This window comes from Mesorhizobium sp. WSM4841, assembly GCF_055811515.1.
Genome location: NZ_JBVVQC010000029.1, coordinates 43,039 through 59,937, shown reverse-complemented (window position 1 = coordinate 59,937; position 16,899 = coordinate 43,039). Strand labels below are relative to the sequence as shown.

General features: G+C 57.8%; 14 protein-coding genes. 13 read left to right on the top strand and 1 reads right to left on the bottom strand.

All coding sequences use genetic code 11. The features are described 5' to 3' along the window. Window positions 1-513: 513 nt before the first annotated feature. The 10 genes from AC0L14_RS26710 (at window position 514) to asnB (ending at window position 11,077) form a co-directional block, all read left to right on the top strand. Window positions 514-1,731 carry a cytochrome P450 gene (locus tag AC0L14_RS26710; protein ID WP_473751287.1) on the top strand — a complete coding sequence of 406 codons (1,218 nt, stop codon included), beginning with the start codon at window positions 514-516 and terminating at the stop codon, window positions 1,729-1,731. A gap of 43 nt (window positions 1,732-1,774) precedes the next feature. Next, window positions 1,775-2,020 carry a ferredoxin gene (locus tag AC0L14_RS26705; RefSeq protein WP_473751286.1) on the top strand — a complete coding sequence of 82 codons (246 nt, stop codon included), beginning with the start codon at window positions 1,775-1,777 and terminating at the stop codon, window positions 2,018-2,020. A gap of 198 nt (window positions 2,021-2,218) precedes the next feature. After that, window positions 2,219-2,752 (top strand): nuclear transport factor 2 family protein, encoded by a 534-nt coding sequence (locus tag AC0L14_RS26700; protein ID WP_473751285.1) that lies wholly within the window; start codon window positions 2,219-2,221, stop codon window positions 2,750-2,752. 306 nt (window positions 2,753-3,058) lie between these two features. Beyond that, a complete protein-coding gene (locus AC0L14_RS26695) occupies window positions 3,059-4,102 on the top strand; it encodes an LLM class flavin-dependent oxidoreductase (protein WP_473751284.1) in 1,044 nt (347 codons plus the stop codon). A 560-nt stretch (window positions 4,103-4,662) separates the two neighbouring features. Then, window positions 4,663-5,523 (top strand): phosphoenolpyruvate mutase, encoded by an 861-nt coding sequence (gene aepX, locus AC0L14_RS26690; protein ID WP_473751283.1) that lies wholly within the window; start codon window positions 4,663-4,665, stop codon window positions 5,521-5,523. A gap of 48 nt (window positions 5,524-5,571) precedes the next feature. Continuing rightward, on the top strand, window positions 5,572-6,762 hold the full coding sequence (locus tag AC0L14_RS26685; RefSeq protein ID WP_473751282.1) for an aminotransferase class I/II-fold pyridoxal phosphate-dependent enzyme: 1,191 nt from the start codon (window positions 5,572-5,574) through the stop codon (window positions 6,760-6,762). A gap of 30 nt (window positions 6,763-6,792) precedes the next feature. Then, a complete protein-coding gene (locus AC0L14_RS26680; RefSeq protein ID WP_473751281.1) occupies window positions 6,793-7,611 on the top strand; it encodes a phosphocholine cytidylyltransferase family protein in 819 nt (272 codons plus the stop codon). Then, a complete protein-coding gene (locus AC0L14_RS26675; RefSeq protein ID WP_473751280.1) occupies window positions 7,608-8,207 on the top strand; it encodes a CDP-alcohol phosphatidyltransferase family protein in 600 nt (199 codons plus the stop codon). Before AC0L14_RS26680 ends, AC0L14_RS26675 begins: the two co-directional genes overlap by 4 nt. 30 nt (window positions 8,208-8,237) lie before the next feature. Then, window positions 8,238-9,152, top strand: coding sequence for a class I SAM-dependent methyltransferase (locus tag AC0L14_RS26670; RefSeq protein ID WP_473751279.1), 915 nt, complete (start codon window positions 8,238-8,240; stop codon window positions 9,150-9,152). A gap of 32 nt (window positions 9,153-9,184) precedes the next feature. Beyond that, on the top strand, window positions 9,185-11,077 hold the full coding sequence (asnB, locus tag AC0L14_RS26665) for an asparagine synthase (glutamine-hydrolyzing) (RefSeq protein ID WP_473751278.1): 1,893 nt from the start codon (window positions 9,185-9,187) through the stop codon (window positions 11,075-11,077). A 38-nt stretch (window positions 11,078-11,115) separates the two neighbouring features. Here the strand turns inward: asnB and AC0L14_RS26660 are convergent, their stop codons facing one another. Further along, window positions 11,116-12,330, bottom strand: a complete 1,215-nt coding sequence (locus AC0L14_RS26660; RefSeq protein WP_473751277.1) for an alkaline phosphatase family protein — start codon at window positions 12,328-12,330, stop codon at window positions 11,116-11,118. A 258-nt stretch (window positions 12,331-12,588) separates the two neighbouring features. Here AC0L14_RS26660 and AC0L14_RS26655 point away from each other — a divergent pair, with 258 nt between their 5' ends. From AC0L14_RS26655 to AC0L14_RS26645, 3 genes are all read left to right on the top strand, one after another. After that, the gene (locus AC0L14_RS26655; protein WP_473751276.1) at window positions 12,589-14,295 is read left to right on the top strand and encodes an aminotransferase class I/II-fold pyridoxal phosphate-dependent enzyme; all 1,707 of its coding nucleotides are present in this window, start codon (window positions 12,589-12,591) and stop codon (window positions 14,293-14,295) included. A gap of 58 nt (window positions 14,296-14,353) precedes the next feature. Next, window positions 14,354-15,145, top strand: coding sequence for a DeoR/GlpR family DNA-binding transcription regulator (locus AC0L14_RS26650; protein WP_473751275.1), 792 nt, complete (start codon window positions 14,354-14,356; stop codon window positions 15,143-15,145). A 189-nt stretch (window positions 15,146-15,334) separates the two neighbouring features. After that, window positions 15,335-16,897 (top strand): ABC transporter substrate-binding protein, encoded by a 1,563-nt coding sequence (locus tag AC0L14_RS26645; protein ID WP_473751274.1) that lies wholly within the window; start codon window positions 15,335-15,337, stop codon window positions 16,895-16,897. Window positions 16,898-16,899: the final 2 nt, after the last annotated feature.

The window sequence follows — 16,899 nt, the reverse complement described above, 5'->3', positions numbered from 1 at the left end:
CTTTCCGCGCCGCTGGCACGACTTTTGAAGCTCTCGTGAGGCGGCGGCAGCTACCGCCTGGCGTTCATGTTGTGGGTCACATCGCGATCAATGCAACCAAGGAAGACAACATGTCGGCCTGTAAGAGCCCGACCGGTGACTGCCGTGGACACCCGCTGTTCGCCCGGCAACGGCCAACGGTCATCGATCGAGGAGGTGATGAAATTCGACCCGCATGTTTGCTTATGCCCTCATCGCCTGTGCTCGCAGAAATCGGCGAAGCGATGTCGACGGCCTCTCGCGTGCCGCACTATGGATATGCTGGAAGAGATGAGCGGCCTGAACCCGTTGTGGGGAAGAGCTTCATTTCCGGCTCGCCGTTCGAAGCCGGAAAACGCCGCTTCTCCGACGATTTCACTCGTCGGCTCTTTGGCGGGCAGGCAGCGTCTGGCCAAGAGGGTTACAAGTTGCCGGATCGCCAAGATGCCATGCCCGCGCGGCCTGGTTAGTGTTTATAACGGTAGGAGAAATCCAATGGCGATCAACGCGGTTCCAGATCATGTCCCACCCGAAATGGTGAGGGGCTTCAGCCTGTTCACATCGCCAGGCATGCCACCAACGCCCAACGGGGATCCACACGCAGCTGTCGCTTGCGCCCATGACGGGCCTCCGATCTTCTATTCTCCCTACAACACGCAAGATGGCCGGGGCACCTGGGTCATCACCCGCGCCGCAGACCAGCGTAAGGTGCTACAGGACGCTGAAACTTTTTCCAGCCATCGCAGCATCTTCTCCTCCATACTGGGCGAAACCTGGCCGACGATACCGCTTGAGCTCGATCCACCGGCCCATGGCGTCTTTCGCTCTCTACTCAGTCCGCTGCTTTCGCCCAAGCGGGTGACGGCACTGAAACCGGCTGTCCGTGAGCGAGCGATAGCCCTGATCGACGGGATTACCGCATCAGGCACGAGCTGCGACGTCATGAAGGATTTTGCCTTTCCGTTCACTGTCGGCATCTTCCTACGCTTTCTGGGGTTGCCGGATCAGAGGCTCGATACATTTGTCGGCTGGGCGAAAAAGCTGCTTCACGGCGACGATGTGGAACGACCTGTTGCTGCCCGCAAGATTGTGGCTTTCATCGATGAACTTGCAACCAATCGCCGCAAGGATCCGGTCGACGATCTCATGACCTTCATCGTGCAGGCACAGGTCGAGGGCCGCCGACTAACCGACGAGGAAATCCGTGGCATCGGCGTGCTTGTCTTCGTCGCGGGACTTGACACCGTCGCAGCAGCTATAGGCTTTGACCTGGCTTATCTAGCGCGCAACCTCAAGGATCAGGAACTGCTGCGCAGCGAACCGGACCGCATCGTGCTCGCAACCGAAGAGTTGCTGCGGGCCTTTCCGCCCATTCAGTTGATCCGCGTAGCTACGAAAGATATCGACTTCGAGGGCGCGCCGATCCGAAAGGGGGACTATGTTTCCTGCGCCACGATGATTGCAAATCGCGACCCGGAGGAATTCGAATCCCCCAACACGGTCGATCTGGCGCGAGAGCACAACCGCCACGCCGCGTTTGGCTATGGTCCCCACCGTTGCCTTGGCTCACACCTTGCCCGGAGCGAGATTGTCATTGGCCTCGAGGAGTGGCTGGCGCGCATACCGGCCTTCCGGATCAAGGAGGGTACTTTTCCCATCACCTGTGGCGGCCATGTATTCGGAATCGAAAATCTGATCCTGGACTGGTCATGACCATGGCCGTCCCGAGCCATGGCAAGACAATGGAGGCAGCGCTATGCGCATTATCGTCCACAATGCCAAATGCCAGGGTCACGCGCGATGCTCGGCGCAAGCGCCAAGCATTTTCATCCTCGATGATGAGGGATACATCCTGCCTGGCGATATCAATGTCGCGCAAGGGGACGAACTGCTCGCGTCACGGGCCGCGCGATCCTGCCCCGAACGTGCGCTGGAAGTCGATCGCACATCGGCCGCGCGGTTCGATCCAGCCGCCATGCAACCAAAAGCTGGGGAAGCTTAGGTGGTCGACGAGAGGTGGCCCACACTGAAGTCCGGCCGCTTACCTGCCTCCTCCTCTCTGGCATCGAGACCTGCAAGCACGCACGTGAGAGGTGAAGTTCGTCTCCGTTCGGGGTTCTTCAGTTGCCGACCGGTTCGGCCTTAGCACGCACCTAGAGGCACGAAACGCCTCTTCCAATCTCAGAATTTGCGACAGGCGATGAGCCAGGCAAAAATCACCAGACTGTGCGACCGCGAGGCGATCCGCGACTGCCTTTATCGGTATTGCCGCGGCATAGACCGCGCGGATGAGACCGCGCTGCGCAGTGCTTATTGGCCCGATGCGCATGACAATCACGGCGCCTATTGTGGCTCAGCCGAGGGATTCATTGAGTTTGCGCTTGGTGTCTTCAAGACCGGACCGCGCTTAATCCACCAGATCACGAACGTCTTGATCGAATTCATCGACCAGACGGAGGCCGTGGTCGAAAGCTATTTCACCGCGCTGCAACGCGGACCAGACAACGACGGAGAAGCACGCCAGGTGCTCCTCTGCGGCCGTTACTGCGATCTGTTTCAGAAGAGGGAAGGGGCGTGGCGCATTGCCGAACGGACCGTTGTTTACGATTGGTTCGAAGAGCAGACGCCACCAGCGGTCCCGGAGGCAGAACTGTTCGGCTTGCGGCAACCGATCGGAGCAGCGCATCCCAATGACCCGGTTTACACGCTCAAGAAGCGCCGCCGCTCGTCATAAAAAAGAAAATGCAATGCATGTCGCCAGAATGCTTTCCAAGGCTCCCAACTGGAGAGCCGCATCGCGAGAGCGGTCCCCGAACGCAACACGTCTACCCGGTGTGGAAACTCGCGCGTGATCGTCTTCATCGATGACGGAAACCTCGTCATCAGGGTCGAAACACTTTGGCGGTTGCCTGCGGCCGCCGACGATAAGCAGCTCTGCGCAAGGTGGTCGACTACGTCGCCGCGGATCGATACCGCGCCCACCCGCAATCGGCACAAGACGAAGGCTTGATTGGCCACTTTGTGTAAACAAGGAACCGCCATGGAATTCGCGACATTCATCTTGGCGGCCCAGCGAGGCTATCATCAATCGTGCGACAGCGTCATCGGTAACTCCATAGAACAGGCAATCGCTTCGGAGCAGGCCGGCTTCAACACCGCTTGGTTCGCCGAGCACCACTTCAACAATTACAGCCTGGTTCCCTCGCCCTTGATGATGGTGGCACACTGTGCTGGCCTTACAAGCACCATGCGCCTTGGCACCGGCGTCTGTGTGCTGCCGCTATATCAACCGCAGCGCCTGCTCTCCGAGATCGGCTTTGCCGATATCGTTTCGAACGGCCGCCTGGAACTCGGCGTCGGCTCGGGATACCAGCAGTTCGAGTTCGAGCGCTTCGGCGTCGATGTCGATGAGGCGCCGGCGGTGTTTGCGGAATACCTGGATATCCTTCTCAAGGGCCTCAACCAGAAGGTCTTCGAGCATAATGGCCAGTATGAGAAGATACCTCTAACGGCGATTTCGCTGCGCACCATCCAAAGGCCAGCCCCACCGATCTGGATCGCCTGCGGGTCCGCGCGGAGCATGTGCCGGGCCTATCGTGAGGGCCACAATCTTTTCGTCACGGCGTTCCACAACGGCTTGGAAAACGTGAGAACGCTGCGTGAGACCATCGAGAAGGCGGCGGCCTCGCGGGGTAAGGATGTCACGGCCGCCAAGATAGGGCTTCTGCGCTGCTGCTATGCCAGCGACGATCAGGCGGAGATCGACAGCTATCTCGACAACGCCCGCTTCCAGCGCCGGCTATCTGAAGCACTTCATCAGCGCCGCCAGCAGAGCCGGGACGGCTATCTGCTGCAGGAAACACCGACGCAGCAGGATCTGTCGTTCGAGACCATGCGCCAGAACCTGCCGATCGGCAGCGTAAGTCGCGTCATCGATCGCCTGCTGGAAGAGATAAGTATCCTGAAGCCGGACCAGATCGCAATTCAGACCCAATTGGGAGATTTCGACCAAAAGACGATGCTACGCCAGATTGATCTCTGGGGAGACAAGATCATTCCAGCGATCAACAAGTCGCTTGGTTAGGTCAAGGCTTGAAGTTCGGCGCGGCCACTGGGGGTGTTGAAATCTCGCGTGCCGATGTTCGACAATCGTCCAGGCGGCATGGATATATAATCAAGTCGCCTGGCGATTACCGGGATCGAAGACCAACGCCGTCCGTCACCTTGCCTGCACGGACCGCCGATCTTCCGCTCCCTGGGTCATCTCGCTTGAGATCGTTGATCGGCAGCCTGACGGGACGGCCGCCACGGCGTAGACGAATAGCCTCTCCCGCGACCCCTCTTGTGTCCGAAGTTGGACGAGGATGTCGGAAGCCCGACCAAGGGTCGAGAGGGGACCAGGCCCGCCGGTATGGAGAACTGGTGCGGCGCAGGTGGTACGCCAATTCGGCACGCGCCTTGCTTCATTAATTCTGTACGGTGCACGACAGTGGCAGATCGCCGATCGGCGGGCAGAGCGGTTCGTCACTGAAAGTACTTGGTGCGGCAGCGATGACAGGCTTGTCGGCTGGATAGCGTCGGTGGAGGTGAGACCGCATGGTGGAGAGGCAGTCTAGTGCGCAGACGCGCGAGAGCTTGCGCCGAATGATCGCATCCAGTGAACTCGCCTTCGCAATGGAGGCTCATGACGGCCTTTCGGCGGCGATTGCCGAGCGTGCTGGCTTCAAGGCGCTCTGGGCGTCCGGCCTCTCGATTTCGTCCAGCCTCGGATATCGAGATGCTAACGAAGCTTCCTGGTCCCAAGTCGTCGATGTCGTTGAGCGAATCACCGACACGGTGGACATTCCAGTCCTCGTCGATGGGGACAGCGGGTTCGGGAACTTCAACAATGCCCGTTTGGTCGCCCGCAAGCTGCGCCAACATGGTGCGAGCGGCATATGTCTCGAGGACACGGCGTTCCCGAAAATGAACTCGTTCGTCGGCAATCGGCACCCGTTGGCCGATATTCCCGAGTTCTGCGGCCGGCTTAAGGCAGTGAAGGACCAAGTGCCGGATGCGGAGTTCGTTCTGGTCGCCCGGATCGAGGCGCTCATCGCCGGCCATGGAGAGGATGAGGCGCTGGCGCGGGCACAAGCATACGCTGAGGCGGGCGCGGATGCCATTCTAATTCATTCCCGCAAGTCCAACGCTGAGCAGATTTTCGCCTTCACGCGCGCTTGGCAGAACCGCCTTCCGGTCGTGATCGTGCCCACGAAATATTACCGCACGCCGGTCTCCGCGTATCGGGCGGCCGGAATCTCCACGGTCATCTGGGCGAACCACAACATGCGCGCGGCGATATCGGCCATGCGCCAGGTCTGCGACCGCATCCTCCGCGAAGAAAGTACCGCCGGTATCGAGGACGAGGTGGCGACGCTCGACGAACTCTTCGATCTGCTCAATTACCAGGAACTCTCAGCGGCGGAAGAGAAATATCTGCCGCAGACGGCGACCGGCGTCCGGTAGCAGGCCCAGCCCGTCTTTTTGAAAGGCAAAACGAAAACGGGAGCGCACATGCTTGCGCATCGGACAAACCTGTTCAGTTCATCGGGTACCGCCGCGGCGCGCGCTGCCGCAAAAGCGGCGGCCGATGCTCGCAAGGAGATCATCGATCTGACCGCCGGCGAGATCTGGAGCGAGCTTGCTCCCACGATTCGCGACGGCGCGATCGACGCCATCAATAAGGGCGTCAATCGCTACACCGATACCGTTGGTATGGTGGAACTGCGCGAGGCACTGGCGTCGAAGATCTCCCTCGATACCGGACAGATCTGGAAGGCCGAGGAAGTTGCCGTGACGTCCGGAGCGAAGCAGGCCTTGTTCAATGCCGCAATGGTGCTGCTAAACCCGGGCGACGAGGTCATCATCCCGGCGCCTTACTGGACAACGTTTCCCGCCCAGGTGCTAATCGCCGGCGGCACACCGGTCTTCGTCGACACCAAATCCAACGGTTACGTTCCGCGCCCCGAGCACATGAAGAAGGCGGTCACCGAACGGACGCGGGCGATTGTCGTCAACACGCCCAGCAATCCGGCCGGTGCGGTCTACGATGTTGAGACCCTGATGGCCATCGCTCAATTGGCGGTCAGCCGCAACCTGTGGATCATTTTCGACGAGTGCTATGGCGACTTCATGTATGGGCATCATACCCATCACCCGATCGTCTCGGTCGCTCCCGACATTCGAGCACGCGCGTTGATCGTCAACTCCTTCAGCAAATCGCTGGCATTGACCGGTTGGCGCATCGGCTATCTGGCGGGTCCAAAAAAGGTGATCAATGCCGTCAAGGCCCTGCAATCGCACACCACTTCGAATCCAAACGTAATTGCCCAGCACGCGGTGCTCGCCCATTTGCAAAGGGGTGGGTCGGACTATGAAAGCAAGCTGCGTTCACGCCTGACAAGCGCCAGGCGGGTCGGTCTCGACGTGCTTTCTTCGTTGACGCGTGTACCGGTCGCCAAGGCGCAGGGGGGCTTTTATTTCTACCTTGACCTTTCCCATCTGCTGCGACCGGGATCGGAAAACGGCGCCTCAACGACAGCCGACGATATCGTGACGGCTCTGCTTGCCGAAACTGGCGTCGCAGCTGTATCGGGCACCGCGTTCGGCGACCCCGTCGGGTTGCGCCTCTCCTATGGAATCCCACCTGAAAAACTCGCGACCGGCCTGGCCCGCCTCGTCGCATTCCTCAACGACTGGAAATGACACCGCAACACAACGAAAGAGGTGACTGAGATGCCTCCCGCTGCTCCCAGGAAAGCCGTCATTCTCGCTGCTGGCTTCGGCTCCCGCCTGCGTCCGCTGACCGATCTGCGTCCCAAGCCCCTCGTCGAAGTCAACGGCACGCCGATACTTCAAAATGCTCTGTGGAACCTTCAGGCGGTGGGAGTTGAAGAGGTGACGATTGTCGTCGGCTATCGCAAGGATGCCATTCGCCATGCCTATGGCAAACGCTTCGGCAGACTTGAAATCAACTATGTCGAGTCCTCGGTCTTCGACAAGACAGGGAGCGCCTACTCGCTCTGGCTGGCACGCGACACGCTTCTTTCCGGCGACTGTTATCTCCTCGAAGGTGACGTCTTCTTCGAAGAAGATGCACTGCGCCACCTGATCATGGGGAAGGCGGCCAATGCCGCAGCGGTCGCGCCGTTCGAACCATCCATGGAAGGGTCCGCAGCCGTCCTTTCCAGCGACGGCTTCATATCCGAAGTCCGGTTGAAGCAGACGGCAGCAAATCTGGTATCAGGCACCCCAGCGCTCTTCAAGATGATGAACCTCATCCGGTTCTCTGGCGCCGACCTCCAAACGGTGATCGTCCCGGTCCTCCACGACCTGATCGGCTCGGGCGAAATCAAAGCCTATACGGAGGAGTTGCTCGCGCACCTCATCAAGCAGCGCGGACTGCAACTCGCCGCGGCGCGATGTGACGATTTGCGATGGTACGAGATCGACAGTGAACAGGACCTGCGGGTGGCGGAAAGGATTTTCGCCTTCGAGCGACCTCACAGACATTGTGCGGGCGCGCCGGCCGCCGTTGCGGGGGTAGGAGGATGATCCGCTATCTGTTCGACGCTGCAAATGCCATTACGGCCCTTGGGCTGATCTTGGCCACCACGGCGATCTACTTTGCTTTGATCGGGCGCTTCGAGATTGGCATCTGTTTCGGCTTGTGGGCTCTTTTGGCGGACGATGCCGACGGCATGGTCGCGAAGAGTTCCCCGAACCGGTCCGCTTTGATGGCACAGCTGGGTGGCGCGTTGGACGGGCTGCTTGATTTGGTATACGCAGCCGTCTTTCCAGCGGTTCTGATTTTGTCCTTCAACGCGTTCTCGGTTCCAGCATTGTTGGCTGCCAACTGCCTCATCCTGTCAGGGGCTCTGCGCCTCAGCTATTTTTCGACGTTCGGACTGGACGCTGACGGATTCGGCAGAGGATTGCCGTTGAACAATAACGTCTTCGTGTTGGCGTTGCTCTTCGTCGCCGACCATCACTTGCCGGTGCAAGGCTTGGGCAACCTATTGATCGGTGCAGGGTTTGTGCTGTCGCTCCTGCATCTTTCAAAGTTCAAATTTCCGGGTACCGGCAGTGCGTTGCGCTTGTGCAACCTTACACTCGCCGCAGCCGGATCTGTCGCCTTGCTCACCAAGTGAATCAGTTTGTAGCTATAAGGAAGAGAATACATGGAAAACTCTTTCGAGATCGAAACTCGCACCGTTTTTGATCGCTACCAGCGCCAGCAGGAGAATGACGACCACATATTCGACAGGTTGGTCTCTCTAATCGAGGAGGAATATTTCGGCCTGCCTGCCGGTAGCTTCCGCGGCCTTGATGTCCTGGATGCGGGCTGCGGCTCCAACGCGAATGCGTCCTATGCGTTTCTCGACAAGGGGGCACGAAACGTTGTTTCGCTTGAATTGAGCAATGATTGGATGGATTGCGCGCGCAAACGGCTCAGTCGATTTGGACCGCGCTCGGAACTGGTCGCTGGCAGTGTGCTCGATCTGCCATTTGACGACTTCAGTTTTGATTTTGTCCATTGCGCAGGGGTTTTGCCGCACACCAGCAATCCGAAAAAAGGCTTTGAAGAGCTTGCCCGTGTAACCCGCCCCGGCGGCCGCTTCTTTTTGACGATTATGGGTACCGCCAACGGCGTCATTTACCGATGCATCAATCATTTGCGAGAACTCTACCAAAGCGAGGAACAATTCCGCAGTTGCGTTGACAATCTAGATGCATCCACCGCACGCGAAGCTATCAACTGGCTGTTGAGAATAAAGGATGGCGAAGAGAAGGAATATATACCCGGCGAAAACGAATTCTTTCGAAGTCTTTTTGACGATGATTTGTTCGTGACGATCCGGGATCGTTTCCAAGCGCCGACCTATCACGAGTTCGCATTCACAGAGGTGCAAATCCGAGGCTGGTACGGCCAGTGCGGCTTCGAGAAGATCCGCAGGATCTCAAGATATACAAAAAATTTCCATAATCTTCGGCGCTTTCTCGCTCCGATGTACCGTCATTATGACCACCCGCTGGCCCGCTTCTGGTTCGGCGATGGCTGCATCCAGATGATCGGCGAAAAGCCGAGCACGTAGTCGGCGTTATTCGTGCCAAGAGAGCGACCCCAATGTGCGGAATCTTTGGGATAGTCCTCAAAAACGAGAGAACACCCGTTTGTGCTGAGGCCGTCGAGCGTTGCGCTGACGCTCTCGCTCATCGCGGACCTGATGCAAGTGGCCTATACATTGATCAATCGGTAGCATTCGCGCATCGACGGCTATCGATTGTCGACGCTCATGCTCGAGCCAATCAGCCCTATCGCGATGACAATACCGGAGTGGTGGTAACGTACAACGGCGAGATATTCAACTATCGGGAAATTAAAGCTGAATTGAGGGATATGGGATTTTCCTTTTCGACGATGTCCGACACCGAGGTGCTGATTCTTAGCTATATTGCTTGGGGAAAGTCATTCTTAAATCGCCTTGACGGGATATTTGCCTTCGCGATTTTCGATCCGCGGAACTCGCTTGTTCTCATCGCCCGAGATCGTTTGGGGGTAAAACCCCTCTACTACACGATCTGCGATGTTGGGCTTCTGTTTGCGTCACAGCCGAACGCTCTCATTCGCTGGCCGGGCGTAATGCGCGGACCCGACATGATCGGCGCGCTCAGTTTTCTATCCTATCGCGCGGTTGTCGGTGCCAGGACGCTGTTTGCCGGGATTTCCAAGTTAGAGCCCGGCCATCTCCTCGAAATAACAAACGGGCGACACACGTTGGAGCGTTGGTGGAATCTGTCAGAGCGCATTTCGCGATGTAAGCCGGACTACTCCGACATACGCAGACTACTCGGAAGTGCCGTTCAGCGTCAGCTGGTGGCTGATGTACCGGTCGCCGCATTGTTGTCCGGTGGACTTGACTCGAGCATCCTGGCCTATGAGGCATCCGCTCGCTCACACATCCGTCCGATTTGCTATACCGGCAAGGTCGAGGCCCCCGATTATGACGAGACGGCCTATGCGATGGAGGTCGCCGCTGAATTCGGGCTCATTCACCGGGTTGTCCCAATCGGAGAACCTTCCGATATCAACGCTGTGTCAGAGCTGGTTCGCCTGCGTGGACATCCGCTTGGAATGCATAACGAAACCGCCATGTTTACGCTCGCAAAGGCGATTTCAAGGGAGCACAAAGTCGTACTCACGGGCGAGGGCGCCGACGAGGTTTTTGCTGGTTACAGCCGATTGTTCCGTACACCGTATGATTACAATCGAAGCAAAATCATCACCGCATTGCCACCTGCTCTTGCTCAAATCGCACGCCGACGCCTTGGACTCGGCGTCCATTGCAGTCAGCTGCAGTTCTTCCTGGAGCGCTACAGCTACTTCCCGGCTGATGAGATCCGTTCCCTTGCTATCGATGGCCAGATGCGAACAGAGCACGAGATGGAGCTCTTCGATCATTTCTCGACTCAATTTGCGGAGGCGGGCGGAGATTTCTTTAGCAAGATCTCATATCTTCTCGTCTCTACACATTTGCCCGCGTTGCTGGAAATGGTTGACAACACCACAATGGCAGCCGGGCTTGAAGCTCGCGTCCCTTATGCCGATCATCAGCTCGTCACCGCCGCAATGGCAATGCCCGGCTCCCAACGGTTGAGGTGGAGGTCTCCAATCGCTTCGGCCCAGGCACTTTGGCATCCGATTGCTTCTTTCAGCGAACGTCTCGACGTCTCAAAATACCCCTTGCGAAGGGAATACCGGGGCGTCTTGCCCAAATCTGTTCTATCTCGCAAAAAGATGGGGTTTCCGCTTCCGCTGGGTCAGTGGGTCGTTGGCGAGGGAGCAACGGAATATCGAAGGCTGCTGTTTGATAAGGACTCTCCACTGGGAGATTTGTTCGATCCTGCTGCTTTGCGGCGTTGGTTTGAGGCCGGACGACGAAATCCTTCAGACTCGTTTGGCCGGAAGTTCTGGCTGTTGGCCAACCTTGGGATATTCTTCAAAGAGGTATTCTCATGACGAATATCCGAGCTCGCAGGCGGGCGCTTGCGGGCATTTTACAGAAGCCCTTTTGCCGAAAACGGAGCGTCGGACAATCCCAAGATCTGAGCAATGGTTGGCGTGAACTCTTCAGCGGAGCCCCTAGCAATATTGCAAGGTTGCATTCCTGGAATGCTCAACAGGCATATCCGATCGTCCTCCGCGCTGCCCGGTCGGAAACCGTGGGTGGACAAGTATCGAGGTCTGCCCGTCGCGCCGGCTTCTTGCGTATCTCCAACGGTCTCCTCGAAGGAGTGTCCAGGCGGTGCAACATAGGTCGCTATGCAATCGCGTTCATTTACCGGAACATGGTCGCTCGACCACGGCTCCACTTGGAAGCGCGCCAACAGTCCGTCTGCGATTCTGCGGTCATGAGCTCCGTCAACCAGGACATGGAGCGTCGCTCCTTCACTTTCCCAAAGCAAATCAGGGATGATCGCATCCGGATAAATGGTTGTGTGGACGGCGCTGTGTCCATGGTCACTTGCGACGACGATCGCGTAATCGTCTTTCCGCCCGACTCGCCTCAGTCCTTCGATGAGAGCGCCAATCATCATGTCGGCAGCGGCGATAGCCCAATGTGCCGCCTCGCTTTCATATCCGAACTGATGCTGGATCGAATCCGTCATGTCGATCTCGGTCAAAATGAGATCAGGCGGGTTCTCCGAGCAAGCCAGCGCTCCTGCAGCCCCGATCATGAGATGATCCGCGGCCAGGCCCGCAACGAGAGGAGTGCTCGCAACGGTGTCGCTACTGGACGGGAAGCCGAAGAGATCGAGCACGCCGGCGGCTCGCAACCGCCCATTTGGATCTTTGATCATCCGCGAGCGGGCGATGCGGTTTTCGGGCAGGCTCTTAAATGACCGGCTTCCCTGGAGAAACCCTCGTTCCCACCAGGCCGGCACGAAGACATCGCAATCGGCTGGGTCGACCAACCCAGCGCCGATGGACGCGACGTCAAGCCCGCTATTTTTCGCAAGCTTTGCAATGGTCGGAACCCGCAGATCATACGCGTCGGCGCAGACAAACGAGCCATCTCGCACAATGTGGTTTCCGTAGATCCCGTTCGCTTGAGGCGCCGCGCCGGTTAGCATGCTTGCGCGCCCCGGCATCGACGTTCCCGGCACCGCTGAACGCAGGCGACTGATGGACAGACCGTCTCCTGCCAAACGAAGAAGCGTCGGCAACCGATGTTTGTGCTTTTCGAAATAGTCGGCGCTTACGCCGTCCATGAGGATCAGAATCGCTTTCGTAGGAGAGCGCGGCTTTATCGAGGCAGGCGTCTGAAAACGAGCGGTAGGCCGGGATGGACTGGTGTGGGTCATACTGCACCTAGAAGAGACCGATCGAAACCAAAGCCCCCTATAGGCTTCGGATGACGCTGATATGAACGCATCACGGGATACTTCCAGCGCCCGTGGATCGTTTTGATTTTGGGAATGGGCGCTTGTACGCGCGCTTTTTGCTTCCTTGCAAAAAAGGAGTCCGAGATGGCCGATACGACCCGTGCTATTTTTATCCTCGATTTCGGAGGGCCAAAAATACATCTGTGGAGTGGCAGCTACGATGCACCGTTGGTTCCGATCAACGGTCAGCCGCTCTTGGACCGTCTCGTCAACGCCTGTGTCGAAAACGGCATTGAAGATGTCACTCTGGTTGAAAACTTGAGCAGCGGCACATTCGATGGGTTCCGCCTGCAGGACAGCACAAATACGCTTTCGTGGCGCGACGCGCATGACGGCGATCTCATTGAAAAGTTGCGCCAACATGATGGCGATACTCTCCTGATATGGGGAACGCCGCTTTTCGACAGTGAGGTTCTTGACGGTATCGATACCAACAAAGGTTTGCGCGGCTCCGCTTGGCGGCCCGACGCGCCAACCGGGATTTATCGATTGACCGCGGATGTTCTACGCAATCTTTTACCTGAAAGCCACGGCGCGGCGTCTGACGTCCCACGTCAGACCTTGAGCACGTTAGCCATGGGTCTGTCCCGGCTGGAGATGGCGCTCCCTGCAGATGAGCTGAATGCTCGCTCGGAGCTGCTCGATATTTGCGACGGTGTCGACGCATCCATCGCGGAATTTCGGTGTGACAAGGAGAACGTGCTGCGGCGTCTGGAAATGAGCGTCGGAGGTTATTGGCGCAAGCCAATCGCCGAGCACATGCTTCTTTGCAATACCCGTTTCCCCCCGAAGACTTTTTATGATCGGCTGGCGACAAGGCTCGAAGACGTGTTGACATGTTATCCTTCTCAGCAGATCGATATCGCTTCAGTTGTTGGCACGATGACCTCGCAGCAGCCGGACTTTATTGCAGTCGGAAACGGGGTGACCGACCTCATCCAGGCGCTCTATTCAACGCTGAACCCAACAATCGCGATTCCCGTGCCGACGTTCGCCGGCTTTCAAACACCTCTCGATGACGAACAAAAGAACAACTTCGTCCTCACCCCGCCCTATTTCGATCTCGACGTTCGAGCTTTCCTGGAATTCGTACTGGCGACAGGCGCGGATACGGCAATCGTTGTAAATCCAAACAATCCGACCGGTCGACTTGTTGATCATGCTGACGTGGCATGGCTGGCGGAGGCCCTAGGATCTCGAGGGCGACGGCTGATCGTGGATGAATCGTTCATTGATTTTCCCGCTGATGGCCGACCAAACAGCGTTGAGAATCTGGTGCCGTCCTGTGCCAATTTGATCGTGGTGAAGAGCCTTGGAAAGGTCTTCGGACTTGGCGGAATCCGGCTCGCCTACCTCATGGCTGGCGATCCCACCCTCGTTGCCGCCGTGCGCCGGAAACTGCCGCTGTGGAACATTAACGGCATTGCGGAATACACACTGTTCCTGCTTCCCGAATTTGCAGAGGAATTGGAACACAGTCTAGAGATGTTGCGAGAAGATAGAGAGCTGTTCATCGAGGAGCTGCGGACGGTACCGGGCCTCGACGTCGTACCTTCGCAAACGAATTTCATCTTGTGCCGGCTGCCTGAAAATTCGATATCCGCAGCCGAGCTCAAGCGCCGCCTCGTTCTGTTCGAATCCGTCCTCGTAAGAGAATGCGGCTATCAAGCCATGAACGACGCAGATCGATATCTGCGGCTGACGGTTCGAAGTCGGACGGAAAACGAAAGGCTGGCAAAAGCTCTGCGGCGCACCTTAAGCCGCTCAACTGCCTCTGAGACGACGCCCTGACGTGACATTTGCGCAGCGAACTGAATAGTCCTTTTATCGAATGCCGCGAGAGAGAAGCATGTCGCTTAGCTACAATCGTCATAAAAGGCTCGTTGAAATCATCCAGGCGAATGGCGAAGTGCGCATCCGAGATTTGATGCAGCGGTTCAATATTTCAGAAGAAACTGCGCGGCGGGATATCAAACGGCTCGAGCAGGATGGCTTGGTCGCACGTGTCCATGGTGGCGCGGTCGCAACGCAACAGCCAAAGCTGCTGGCGATCTCATCGCGAGCTGTTTCCGAGCGCGCGGAAAAAAGCACCATCGCTGAGATCGCCCTGGGTCTTCTGAAGCCCGGTCAGAATCTCTTTTTCGGGGGCGGCAGCACCATTCTGTCATTGGCCAGCCGTATATCGGCCCTCCCCGAAATGCGCGTCGTCACCAACATGGTCGATACTGCCATCGCCGCGGCCGAAGGCTATCGGCATCGCGTCGTCATGCTGGGGGGCGATTTCAATGTCGATTTCCGGACCGTAACCGGATTCACCGCTTTGCGTACACTCCGCGAACAGCAGATCGACATCGCATTTATCGGCGTCAACGCGGTGCATCCGAATGGCGTCTTCGACCATGAACAGGTCGGACAAGAGCTTGCTGCGACGCTCTGCGAGCAAGCGCGGAAAATTGTCATTCTCGCCGATCACAGCAAATTCGGCTTGTCGGCGCGCTACCGCATCCTGCCCCATTCGGCGATTACCGCGATTATCACCGACCGGAGGCCCGCTTCGGACATGCTGGACAAGATCGAAGCCGCCGGTGTTGAAGTTCTATACCCGCAAAACCGTCACAACCCCCCACTGGTCTCTACTTGATCATCTGCTTTCAGCCAGCAGGGCTGCCCCAACCGTGAAACATTTTTTTCCGTTTGATTTCAAGAACCAACACAATCCGTCTCAAACCTGCAAAAAACCGTCACATAACCGCGCTATGTCTCTGCCCGTCTCGGGAGCGGATTTCATTCGCTCCGATTGTCATCCCGACTGAAGAGAGGGGATTTTGATATGCAAACGACACGTCGCAGATTTCTCGGCATGACCGCCATGGCGGCCGGCGCGATAGCATTGCCGAACACGATCATGGCGGCACCCGGCCGGCGGCCGAAACTCAATATCGCCGTTCAGGACCTGCGCACAATTCTGGAACCGGTGGACGGCTCCTCGATCGCCAACGTATCTTGGCGGGTGCAATACAGCATTTTCGATCAGCTTTTACGGACCGACTACAACGACAATTTTCGCCTGAATTTCGCGCTCGCGACATCATTGAAGCAAATCGACGCCACGATCCATGAGATCACGTTGCGCGACAATGTGAAGTTTCATGACGGGTCCACAATGACGGCGGATGACGTTGTCTTCTCGCTCGGGCCGGATCGACTGCGCGGCGAAAATGCGCCGGGCGCGGCCGTGTTTGCCAACTTCCTCTCCTCGCTTGCCGATGTGCAGAAGATCAATGATCGCACTGTCCGTTTGATCACCAGGACAGAGGATCCGGTCTTTGCCCGGCGGCTCGGCGCGTGGGGCACGCAGATCATCAGCGCCAGAGCACGGGCTGGCGCCAGCAGCTATGACGCCTGGGCGGCGAAGCCGATCGGCACCGGCCCTTACAAGATCGGCGAGGTCCGCAATGGGGACGAGATCACACTGGTGGCGCACGACGAATATTGGGGAGGCCAGCCGCCATTTGCCTCGATCCGCTTCAAGCGGCTGCCGGAAATCGCCGCGCGCATCGCCGGACTGAAGTCGGGCGATTACGATATCGTCACAGACATCACTCCGGACCACATTGCCGAAATTGAGGGTGTCAACGGCCTCTCGATTGTTGGTGGCGAAGCCATGTGGTTCCGCTTTCTCACATTTGCTCCGCTCAGGACTCCCATCCTGAAAGATGTCGATCTGCGTCGCGCGCTCGCTCTCGCTGTCGATCGCGGTGCGCTGGCGGACGGCCTCTGGGACGGCCGGGCGAAAGCGCTGACCAGCTGGCAGCTACCGATCTTCGGCGAGATCAACGACCCCAACCGCAAGGGGGTGTCCTATGATCCGGCGCAGGTCAAGGAACTGCTCGCCAAGTCATCCTACAGAGGTGAGGAAATCCCATACCCTTCCGTCGGCACCTATTATCCGATGCAGCTCGCCGAGAACCAGGCGCTTGTCGAGATGTGGAAGGCTGCCGGAATCAACGTCAAGCTGATCATGTGTGAAAACTGGACGCAGGTCGGCGACATTGGCGGCATCAATGATACGTCCGGCGGCGCCTTCTACGCCGATCCCGTTTCCATGCTGTGGCAGATTATCGGTCCGACCAATGACCTCCAGTCGACAGGTGGCTGGACCAATGCCGAGTTCAACGCGCTCGGTCACGAGCTTGAAACGACGACCAATCTCGCCAAGCGCCAGGCGGCCTTCAAACGGATGCAGGACATTGTCGAGATCGAGGACCCTTGCATCACGCCGCTGCACTCCATGCCCTTCATCTATGGGCAGAAGGCGGATGTCAGCTGGCAGCCCAACCCGTTGCCGCAAATGTATCTCGGCCCGAAGATGCAGCCTGAGCCGGTGGCCTGAGT